This is a genomic window from Pantoea cypripedii (genome assembly GCF_011395035.1).
In the GTDB taxonomy this organism is placed as follows: Bacteria; Pseudomonadota; Gammaproteobacteria; order Enterobacterales; family Enterobacteriaceae; genus Pantoea; species Pantoea cypripedii_A.
In genome coordinates this window covers 3,401,370-3,411,787 of the sequence record NZ_CP024768.1, presented here as the reverse complement: position 1 = coordinate 3,411,787, position 10,418 = coordinate 3,401,370, and the positions used below count along the sequence as shown (strand labels likewise).

At 54.2% G+C, this 10,418-nt stretch carries 10 protein-coding genes and 3 tRNA genes; 7 read left to right on the top strand and 6 right to left on the bottom strand.

From position 1 onward, the window contains the following. Positions 1–35: 35 nt before the first annotated feature. On the bottom strand, positions 36–1,364 hold the full coding sequence (argA, locus tag CUN67_RS15975; protein ID WP_208716293.1) for an amino-acid N-acetyltransferase: 1,329 nt from the start codon (positions 1,362–1,364) through the stop codon (positions 36–38). A gap of 232 nt (positions 1,365–1,596) precedes the next feature. On the opposite strand from argA, the gene amiC reads away from it, so the two are divergent. Next, entirely contained in the window at positions 1,597–2,841 is a 1,245-nt protein-coding gene (gene amiC / locus CUN67_RS15970; RefSeq protein ID WP_208716292.1) for an N-acetylmuramoyl-L-alanine amidase AmiC, read from the top strand. Between the two features lie 75 nt (positions 2,842–2,916). Here the strand turns inward: amiC and CUN67_RS15965 are convergent. The 3 genes from CUN67_RS15965 to CUN67_RS15955 form a co-directional block, all read right to left on the bottom strand. Next, positions 2,917–2,993: transfer RNA gene (locus CUN67_RS15965), tRNA-Met, on the bottom strand. Positions 2,994–3,048: 55 nt separating this feature from the next. Continuing rightward, positions 3,049–3,125, bottom strand: a tRNA-Met gene (locus CUN67_RS15960). A gap of 55 nt (positions 3,126–3,180) precedes the next feature. Then, positions 3,181–3,257 (bottom strand) — tRNA-Met (locus tag CUN67_RS15955). Positions 3,258–3,461: 204 nt separating this feature from the next. Between CUN67_RS15955 and mltA the strand changes: the two genes are divergently transcribed. Next, positions 3,462–4,610, top strand: coding sequence for a murein transglycosylase A (gene mltA, locus CUN67_RS15950; RefSeq protein WP_208716291.1), 1,149 nt, complete (start codon positions 3,462–3,464; stop codon positions 4,608–4,610). Positions 4,611–4,654: 44 nt separating this feature from the next. Then, entirely contained in the window at positions 4,655–5,461 is an 807-nt protein-coding gene (gene tcdA / locus CUN67_RS15945) for a tRNA cyclic N6-threonylcarbamoyladenosine(37) synthase TcdA (RefSeq protein WP_208716290.1), read from the top strand. Here tcdA and csdE read toward each other — a convergent pair. Both csdE and csdA read right to left on the bottom strand, forming a co-directional pair. Next, positions 5,458–5,904: a cysteine desulfurase sulfur acceptor subunit CsdE gene (csdE, locus tag CUN67_RS15940; protein ID WP_208716289.1), complete on the bottom strand. Its 447-nt coding sequence runs from the start codon at positions 5,902–5,904 to the stop codon at positions 5,458–5,460. The two genes, tcdA and csdE, sit on opposite strands and share 4 nt — an antisense overlap. Positions 5,905–5,908: 4 nt before the next feature. After that, on the bottom strand, positions 5,909–7,114 hold the full coding sequence (csdA, locus tag CUN67_RS15935) for a cysteine desulfurase CsdA (protein ID WP_208716288.1): 1,206 nt from the start codon (positions 7,112–7,114) through the stop codon (positions 5,909–5,911). A gap of 211 nt (positions 7,115–7,325) precedes the next feature. On the opposite strand from csdA, the gene CUN67_RS15930 reads away from it, so the two are divergent. The 4 genes from CUN67_RS15930 to rlmM all read left to right on the top strand — a co-directional run bounded on the left by CUN67_RS15930 (position 7,326) and on the right by rlmM (position 10,343). Then, the gene (locus CUN67_RS15930) at positions 7,326–7,550 is read left to right on the top strand and encodes a YgdI/YgdR family lipoprotein (RefSeq protein ID WP_013510266.1); all 225 of its coding nucleotides are present in this window, start codon (positions 7,326–7,328) and stop codon (positions 7,548–7,550) included. 336 nt (positions 7,551–7,886) lie between these two features. Then, positions 7,887–8,804, top strand: coding sequence for a transcriptional regulator GcvA (locus CUN67_RS15925; protein ID WP_084876498.1), 918 nt, complete (start codon positions 7,887–7,889; stop codon positions 8,802–8,804). 50 nt (positions 8,805–8,854) lie between these two features. Continuing rightward, positions 8,855–9,250, top strand: coding sequence for a DUF423 domain-containing protein (locus CUN67_RS15920; RefSeq protein ID WP_208716287.1), 396 nt, complete (start codon positions 8,855–8,857; stop codon positions 9,248–9,250). Then, positions 9,243–10,343: a 23S rRNA (cytidine(2498)-2'-O)-methyltransferase RlmM gene (gene rlmM / locus CUN67_RS15915; RefSeq protein WP_208716286.1), complete on the top strand. Its 1,101-nt coding sequence runs from the start codon at positions 9,243–9,245 to the stop codon at positions 10,341–10,343. The genes CUN67_RS15920 and rlmM overlap by 8 nt, the downstream gene beginning before the upstream one ends. The last annotated feature ends 75 nt before the right edge of the window (positions 10,344–10,418 follow it).

The window sequence follows — 10,418 nt, the reverse complement described above, 5'->3', positions numbered from 1 at the left end:
CGCGCCGCTACGAGTCAGCGCAGTGATGAGTCCGCTTAGCGCAAATCCGCCATCAGCACCTTAGAACGACGCTGATAGTTGTACATCTTCTTCTTACTTTCCGGCAGCGACTCGATATCCACCGGTGTAAAGCCGCGTTCCTGGAACCAGTGAATACTGCGTGTGGTGAGTACGAACAGCTTTTTCAGGCCCATCTGACGGGCCTGTAAAGCCACACGTTGCAACAGCGCTTCACCGCGTGAGGAACTGCGATAATCCGGGTGCACCGCCACGCAGGCCATCTCCCCAATCTGCTCGTCCGGGAAAGGATATAGCGCCGCACAGGCAATCGTCAGGTTGTCGCGTTCGATGATGGTGAATTTGTCGATCTCCATCTCCAGCTGTTCGCGTGAACGGCGTACCAGAATTCCCTGTTGCTCCAGCGGGCGAATCAGTTCAAGAATGCCACCAATATCATTGATGGTGGCACGACGAATCTGTTCGGCGGATTCCATCACGATCTGCGTACCGATACCGTCGCGCGAGAACAACTCCTGCAACAGCGCACCGTCTTCCTGGTAGCTGATCAAATGGCTGCGACGTACGCCGCTCCGGCAGGCTTTCACCGCACCACGCAGGAAACGCACCGCCGCGGAGAGGAAATCGCCGTCGCTTTCCATTTCATCGATACGCGCCTGGGCATCATTAGGGAACAGCTCAGAAATAATATCGCCATCGCGGTTGGTCACGCCTTGTTCGGCACAGAAACCGATCATTTTTTCCGCTTTGAGTTTGATCGCCAGTTGCGTGGCGACCTCTTCCGAGGTCAGGTTAAAGCTCTCACCCGTTACAGAAACGGCAACCGGACCGAGCAACACAATGGCCCCATTATCCAGCTGGCGATGAATGGCTTCTTCATCGATACGACGAATACGCCCGCTGTGGCAGTAATCCACACCGTCATCCACGCCGAGCGGCTGGGCAATGATGAAGTTGCCGCTGACCACATTAATATGCGCGCCCTGCAACGGCGTGTTGTTAAGGCTCATCGACAGCCGTGCGGTGATATCCAGTTGCAGACGGCCCGCCGCCTGCTTCACCAGCTCCAGCGATTGAGCATCGGTCACACGCGTGTATTTATGATAAATCGGTTCCAGCTGCTGCTGCGCCATGCTGGCGTCAATCTGCGGACGGGCGCCGTACACCACCACCAGACGAATGCCAAGGCTATGCAGCAGGCCGATATCGTTAACGATGCTGGAGAAGTTTTCATGTTCGATGGCCTCGCCACCTAACATGATGACAAAGGTCTTGCCACGATGGGCATTTATATAGGGAACGGTGTGGCGAAAACCCTGAACCAGTTCGGTACTACGTTCCTTCACGGCAAACCCTCTGTGAATGATTATTCGAAATTTTTGTATTTTTATGCTTTATCGCGCCGTAATGCAAGCGTCGGACCTGACGTTACTTTACGATTTTCCTGATGCAACCTACGCTAACAGCCTGCATTATCTGGCTTTTCCGAAGTGAAAAGGCTCCATGGACGGGATAAAGTTTTCATCTTCTTTTACTTAACTGGCGATATTTTAGACATTACACAGTAGCTGGAGCGTCATGTCCGGAGTAAATCCCTTTTTTTCACGACGACGATTATTACAGGGCGCAGGCGCGTTATGGTTGCTCAGCGTCAGCCGCAGTGGTCTGGCGGCCAGCCAGAATATTGTTGCTGTGCGTATCTGGCCTTCATCGACTTACTCACGCGTTACGCTGGAATCGAACGTTCCCCTGCAATACAAGCAGTTCACCCTCAGCAATCCCGATCGTCTGGTTATCGACATCAACAATCTGCATATCAATCCGGTACTGAAAGGGGTCGATAAACTGGTGCGCGTTGATGACCCCTATATCCGGACCGCACGCGTGGGTCAGTTCGACCCGAACACCGTACGCATTGTGCTGGAATTGAAGCGCGATGTCGTGCCGCGAACGTTCACCTTAGCGCCGGTGGCCGGGATAAAGCATCGGCTGGTGGTGGATCTCTATCCCAGCAAGCCACAGCCGGAAGAGGATCCATTACTGGCGTTACTGCAGGATTACAATCAGGGCGATCTGGAACGCGATCAGCCTGCTCAGGCCCCACTGCCGGGGAAAGCCGGACGCGATCGCCCGATTATTATCATGATCGATCCAGGGCACGGTGGAGAAGATCCCGGGGCGCATGGCAAACTCAAAACGCGGGAAAAAGATATCGTGCTGAAGATGGGGCGTTATCTGAAGGCGTTGATCGACAAACAACCCAATATGAAAGCCTATATGACGCGCAACGAGGATGTGTTTATTCCGCTGCGGGTGCGGGTGGCGAAAGCACGTAAGCAGCGTGCCGATTTGTTTGTGTCGATTCATGCCGATGCCTTTACCAGCCGGGCGGCGCGCGGTTCGTCCGTGTTTGCGCTTTCGACCAGTGGCGCAACCTCCGCCGCCGCACGTTTTCTCGCGCAAACCCAGAATGAATCGGATCTGATTGGCGGCGTCAGCATGAGTGGCGATCGCTACCTCGACCACACCATGTTCGATATGGTGCAGCGCCAGACCATCCACGACAGCCTGAAATTCGGTAAAGAAGTGCTATCGCGGATGGGGCATATCAATCACCTGCATAAACGCACGGTAGATCAGGCCGGATTTGCGGTGCTGAAAGCGCCGGATATTCCGTCAATTCTGGTGGAAACTGCGTTTATCAGTAATGTGGAAGAGGAAAGGAAGCTGCGTACCGCGCGTTATCAGCATCAGGTGGCGGAAGCCATCCTGCATGGCATCAAAGCTTATTTTGACAAGGGAGCGGTGCTGGCGCATCGCTAAAGGATTGCGGCAGGGAGGCCGCAATTTACCGGACGCCAGAAACAAAAAAACACCCGTTAAGGTGTCTGGTTGTATTGGTTGCGGGGGCCGGATTTGAACCGACGACCTTCGGGTTATGAGCCCGACGAGCTACCAGGCTGCTCCACCCCGCGTCCGTCTGCCACTGTGCGACTTTTCACATTATCTCTCTTCATAAATCAGAAGAGTTGGTTGCGGGGGCCGGATTTGAACCGACGACCTTCGGGTTATGAGCCCGACGAGCTACCAGGCTGCTCCACCCCGCGTCCGTTTGTCGCTGTGTGACTTTTTACATTGTCCCTCTTCATTACTCAGAAGAGTTGGTTGCGGGGGCCGGATTTGAACCGACGACCTTCGGGTTATGAGCCCGACGAGCTACCAGGCTGCTCCACCCCGCGTCCGTGGATGCGCACTATACTCCGGGTGCGCCGTGATGCAACCCCTTTTTGACAGAAAGCACAAAATTTCCAGTTAGTTGGTGAATAAATTCGCCGTTAGGTTATTAACTATACAGCTGTGGACGCGATACCCGGTGGCCGATTTCATTCTGTCTGCCCCTTTGCTATCGTCGCGGTGCAAACAACCGATAAAAAGAGAAGGTCATGAAAGCAAATCGTGTGAAGCTGGCACTCACTGGCGCATTTCTCGCGCTGCTGGCGGGTTGTAGCTCCAAACCTACGGACCGTGGTCAGCAATATATTGATGGTAAGCTGGATGAGCCGCTGGCGCTGGTGAATCAGCCCAATGCTAAAGGGCGTCCGGTTAATGGCAGAGACTTTGGCGATCAGATTCGTCAGATACAGTCCGCGTCTACCGGGTTGTATGGTCGCAACACTGGCACCTATAGCGCGATTGAGAACTGGTTGATGTCCGGTGGTGACACGCGTCAGTTGCGTCAGTTCGGTCTTAACGCGTATCAGATGGAAGGCACCGATAACTACGGCAACGTGCAGTTCACCGGCTACTACACGCCGGTCGTGGAGGCGCGTTATACCCGTCAGGGCGAATTCCAGTATCCGATTTACCGTATGCCGCCACGCAGAAGCGGGCAAAAATTGCCAAGCCGCGCTTCTATCTACAGTGGCGGTCTTGATGATCGTTACGTGATTGCCTGGAGCAACTCGCTTATCGATAACTTTATGATGGATGTGCAGGGCAGCGGCTATGTCGATTTCGGGGATGGCCGTCCACTGCGTTTCTTCGGCTATGGCGGTAAAAATGGCTGGGCCTACCACAGCATCGGTAAAGAACTGATCGATCGTGGTGAAGTGAAGCGCGAAGATATGTCGATGCAGGCCATTCGTCAGTGGGCGCAGGATCATTCGCCACAAGAAGTGCGGGCATTGCTGGAAACCAACCAATCCTTCGTGTTCTTCAAACCGGAAGAATATGTGCCGGTGCGGGGTGCCAGCGCGGTGCCGCTGATTGCCAAAGCTTCCGTCGCTTCGGACCGTTCACTGATCCCGGCCGGTACGGCGCTGCTGGCGGAAGTACCACAGCTGAATGAGAAGGGTAAGTTTAACGGTAAATATGAAATGCGCCTGATGGTCGCGCTGGATGTCGGCGGTGCGATCAAAGGCCAGCATTTCGACATCTACCAGGGCGTTGGCCCGGATGCTGCCCATCTGGCGGGTTTCTATAACCATTATGGCCGTGTCTGGGTGCTAAAAACGGCACCGGGGGCGGGGCAGCCGCTGTTCAGTAATCCGCAAAACGGTAATAATGGTTCGATGTTGTTAGGTTCGAATTAATTTTCTCTGCGGGCAAGCAGGCCCGCATGAACAAAAGGTTGGTTATGACAGTGGTTAGCGACGCCTGGCGGCAACGTTTTGGCGGCACGGCGCGTTTGTATGGGCAGGACGCGTTGCAGCGTTTTGCCGATGCGCATTTTTGTGTGATTGGTATTGGTGGCGTAGGTTCCTGGGCGGCAGAAGCGCTGGCGCGCACGGGTATCGGCAAAATCACCCTGATCGATATGGATGATGTCTGTATCACCAACACCAATCGTCAGATCCATGCATTGCAGGGCAAAGTCGGTCAGGCAAAAACCGAGGTGATGGCGGATCGTATCCGCGCGATCAACCCGGAATGCGAGGTGATTTGCATCGATGATTTCATCACCCCGGAAAATACCGCCGAGCTTCTGCCCGTTGGCTTCGATTATGTGATTGATGCCATCGATAGCGTGCGTCCAAAAGCGGCGCTGATTGCCTGGTGTCGTCGTAACAAGATCCCGCTAATTACCACCGGTGGGGCTGGTGGGCAGATCGATCCAACGCAGATCCAGGTGAGCGATCTGGCGAAGACCATTCAGGATCCGCTGGCGGCGAAATTGCGTGAGCGTCTGAAGAGCGATTTCGGTGTGAAGAAAAACAGCAAAGGTAAGCTGGGCATTGATTGCGTGTTTTCCACCGAAGCACTGGTTTATCCGCAGCCGGACGGCAGTGTCTGTGCCTCACGCAGCACGGCGGAAGGCCCGAAACGCATGGATTGTGCTGCGGGTTTCGGGGCGGCCACCATGGTGACCGCCACCTTTGGTTTTATTGCGGTTTCACACGCGCTGAAGAAGCTTCTTGCCCGCGCGGCACGCCAGGGGCTTTAAGCGTACTGGCGCGCGGCGCGTTGTACGGCTTCAGCCAGCGCCTGCAAACCGCTACTGCGTGAAGCACTGAGTTGCGCACGCAGCCCGAGGGTATCAAACAACGCCAGTGGGTCCTGTTGTAACAGGGCGGCTGGCGTTTTTCCTTCCACGGCGGTCAGTAACACCGCCAGCAAGCCACGCACGATGCGTCCTTCACTGTCGCCATAGAAATGCAGTGTGCCATTGCTTTGCAGCTGGCTGCTAAGCCAGACGCGATTCTCACAACCGCTCAGTTCAATCTGCGGTGTTTTCAACTCTTCCGCTAACGCAGGGAGCTGACGGCTCAACTGAATCAGCTGGCGATAGCGATCTTCCCATTGGTGAAAATGGGTGAATTTCTCCGTGAGGCTGGCTTCGGTAATAAGATCGCCAAACGGGTGCGGGGCGAGCAGGGATGTACTCATCAGGTTACTCACTCAATAATTCTATGGCGCTATGCATGGCGCGCACCAGTGCGTCCACGTCCTGTAAATTATTATAGGGGGCGAATGAAACGCGCAGTGTACCGCTGACCCCCAGCGCCGCCATCAGTGGCTGAGCACAGTGCTGACCCGCGCGCAGGGCAATGCCGTGCTCTGCCAGCAGCGTAACGATATCGCTGTGATGGATGCCCGCGATATCAAATGCCAGCAGGCTGCTGCTACCACAGCGAAAACTGCGAAAACCGGGCAGGGCGCTCAGTTGCTCTTCCGCCAGGCTTGCCAGCTGCTGACTCCACATTTCCATCTTTTCCGCATTGTGCTGGCTTAACCAGCGCAGCGCAGCGCTTAAACCGATCACTCCGGCAACGTTAGGGGTGCCAGCTTCAAAGCGCCACGGCACCGGCTGCGGCGTGAAGCCACTAAAATCTACCTGCGTCAACATCTTGCCGCCGCCCTGCCACGGCGACATGGCTTCCAGCAATTCTGCCTTGCCATACAGCACACCGATGCCCATCGGGCCGTAGAGTTTATGGCCGGAGAAAGCGTAAAAATCGATATCCAGTGCCTGCACATCAGGTGCGCAATGCACTACCCCCTGGGCACCATCCACCATCACTTTGGCACCCACGCTATGTGCCAGCCGAATCGCCTGGGCCAGGTCCGGGCAGCCGCCGGTAACATTCGACATCTGACCAATCGCCAGCAATCGGGTGCGTGCGTTCAATAATCCGGGCAGTTGCTGGATGTCGGGCAGACGGTCCGAGCCGAGCGGCCATTTCACCACTTTGGCACCTTTTGCCTCTGCCACCATCAGCCACGGCACCAGATTGGCGTGATGTTCCGCTTCGCTGACAACGATTTCATCGCCGGGTTGCAGACGCGGAGCCAGCCAGCTGTTAGCCACCAGATTGATGGCTTCCGTGGTGCCACGCGTCCAGATAATCTGCCGGTCATCTGCGGCATTTAGCCAGCGCGCAACCAGGCCACGGGCTTGTTCGTATTGCTCCGTCAGGGCGCGTGCGGCAGCGAACTGGCTGCGATGCACGGTTCCGGCGCTCAGGGAGTAAAACTGCTGAGTGGCCTCAATGACCGCCTCTGGTTTCAGGGCGGTGGCGGCACTGTCGAGATAGACTCCAGCATCGGCCAGCGCTGGAAACTGCTGGCGAAAAGCGGAAGGTGTAAAAATAGTCATATCCGGCCTGTTGTGATGAATTTAGGACCAGACTGAAAGTCGGTCTGTTACCTGGCAAAGCTGGAAAAGCGCGTTATGCTAATTATTGCAAGGTTTAAACCAAAACCCGCATTTAGAATCGACCTTAACCAGTCGATTTCACTTTTTTCAGCTGCCTCTGTTCAGCATCCCGCGGGTGGTTTGATGCAATCAATCTGCAAGGAGATAGAAAATGAAAAAACTCGCCGCAGTGCTGGCCGTGTGTACCATGGCCTTTACCCTGGCTGCTTGTTCAAGCAATTACGTGATGCATACCAATGATGGTCGCACCATTGTTGCTTCAGGCAAACCTAAAGTTGACGATGATACCGGTATGATCAGCTATAAAGATGCCAATGGCAACCAGCAGCAGATTAACCGCTCAGATGTCAAAGAGATGGTTGAGATGGGCCAGTAAGTGACAGATAAAAAAAAGCACCGCAATTTGCGGTGCTATGTAAAATCACTATGGACAGACAGGGTAAATCTACAGGAATTAAAAGTTTGATCTGCAATCGTCAGATCAAAATGCAAACACAACATCACGACCACAAGCCAAAAGCTCTCCAGAAGTCTGCGAACTAACGCACGTTTCCAGAAATCTTTTCGTTCCGGCTCAGGAAGTGCGGCAACTATAGGTATTTGCTGGAGCTTCCTCAACGGACAATTTATAATGTCTCGGATTAATAAAACTAATACCTGACGACTTCTCATCAGTTGCAGTATTACTCTGTTGACCCGGATACGGAAAACCATGTCAAAACGCCTTCCCCCGCTCAATGCTTTACGCGTCTTCGATGCGGCGGCACGCCATTTGAGCTTCACTAAAGCTGCTGAAGAGTTGTTTGTTACCCAGGCAGCTGTAAGCCATCAGATTAAATCTCTGGAAGATTTCCTCGGTCTTAAGCTGTTTCGCCGGAGGAATCGTTCGCTTTTGCTGACAGAAGAAGGGCAAAGCTACTATCTGGATATTAAGGAAATTTTCTCCGCGCTGAACGATGCAACGCGTAAACTTCAGGCGCGCAGCGCCAAAGGCGCATTGACCGTTAGCCTGCTGCCAAGCTTCGCGATTCAGTGGCTGGTACCTCGTCTTTCCAGCTTTAATACAGCTTATCCGGGCATCGATGTGCGTATCCAGGCTGTTGATCGTGATGAAGAGAAACTGGCGGACGATGTGGATGTGGCTATTTTCTATGGACGCGGAAACTGGCCAGGGTTGCGAGTGGAAAAACTGTACGCCGAATATCTGTTGCCGGTCTGCTCGCCGTTACTGCTGACGGGTGACCATCCACTGAAATCGCCGGCTGATTTAGCGCACTTTACGCTACTGCATGATGCTTCACGGCGTGACTGGCAATCTTATACGCGTCAGCTAGGCTTGCAGCACATTAACGTGCAGCAGGGACCGATTTTCAGCCATAGCGCCATGGTGCTGCAGGCAGCCATTCACGGCCAGGGCGTTGCGCTGGCCAATAATGTGATGGCGCAAAGCGAAATCGAGGCCGGTCGTCTGGTCTGTCCTTTTAATGACGTACTGGTCAGTAAAAATGCTTTTTATTTGGTTTGTCATGACAGCCAGGCAGAACTGGGTAAAATAGCCGCCTTTCGACAGTGGATCCTGGCCAAAGCCGCAACCGAACAAGAGAAGTTTCGTTTTCGTTACGATCACTAACGCATTGATTGTTGCACAGTGACGTGCGTATACACTCTGAGGATTGTTAGATGTCCAGTCGTGCCATGTTTATTTTTGCAGCCATCAGCGGCTTCACGCTGGTGGCCTTTGGTGCTTTTGGTGCCCATGTGCTGAGCAAATCCCTCGGCCCGGCCGAGATGGCGTGGATTCATACCGGCCTTGAATATCAGGCGTATCATACGCTGGCGATTATTGGCCTGGCATCGGCGATGCTGCGCCGTGCCAATATCTGGTTTTACTGGAGCAGCGCCGCGCTGGCGCTCGGTACCGTGCTTTTCAGCGGCAGTCTCTATTGTCTGGCGCTGTCACACCTGAAGTTTTGGGTATTTATCACGCCAGTCGGCGGCCTCGGCTTTCTGATTGGTTGGTTTTTGATGTTGATTGGCGCACTGCGTCTGAAACGAAAGGCAGAACGCCATGAATAAAGTTTTACTCTATTGCCGTCCCGGATTTGAGAAAGAGTGTGCGGCAGAGATCAGTGCTAAGGCAGCGGAGCGCGAAATCTATGGTTTCCCGCGAGTAAAAGACGATGCGGGTTACGTGTTGTTTGAGTGCTATCAGCAGGAAGATGCGGAGAAACTGATAAGCCAGCTGCCTTTTGCGGAACTGATTTTTGCCCGTCAGATGGTGGTGGTTGGTGAACTGCTGCGTGATCTGCCGCCGGACGATCGTATTTCCCCGATTGTCGGGATGCTGACCGGTGTTGTAGAAAAGGGCGGCGAGTTGCGTGTGGAAGTACCGGACACCAACGAAGCTAAAGAGCTGACAAAGTTTTGCCGCAAATTTACCGTACCGCTGCGTGCCAGCCTGCGCGAAAATCGTATTTTGCTTAATTATGAAAGCCCGAAACGACCGGTGGTCCACGTGTTCTTTATTGCACCGGGCACCTGCTATGTTGGCTATTCATTACCGCAAAATAACTCCCCATTTTATATGGGTATTCCGCGGCTAAAATTCCCGTCAGATGCGCCCAGCCGCTCCACCCTGAAGCTGGAAGAGGCGTTCCACGTCTTTATCCCGGCAGATGAATGGGATGAGCGCCTGGCCAGCGGCATGTGGGCGGTAGACCTGGGGGCTTGTCCTGGCGGATGGACCTATCAGCTGGTCCAGCGCAGCATGATGGTCTACGCGGTGGATAATGGCCCAATGGCTCCCAGCCTGATGGATACCGGACAGGTTACGCACTGCCGTGAAGATGGTTTCCGCTTCCGTCCACCTCGTAGCAATATCAGCTGGCTGGTGTGCGACATGGTGGAAAAACCAGTGCGCGTTGCCAGCCTGATGAGCGAGTGGCTGGTTAACGGCTGGTGCCGTGAAGCCATCTTTAACCTCAAGCTGCCGATGAAAAAGCGCTACGAAGAAGTGACGCAAAATCTGGCGATGATCGATGCCACCCTGAAAGAGCAAGGCATCAACGCCCAGATTCAGGCGCGCCAGCTTTATCACGATCGTGAAGAAGTCACGGTTCATGTACGCCGCATTTGGGCAGCCGTGGGCGGTCGCCGCGACGAACGTTAATCCCCGCGAGGCTTAGTGCAATCTGTAGCGGCGTGATTTATCACGCAATTCTGTGCGCGATGCGGCAAAAATCAG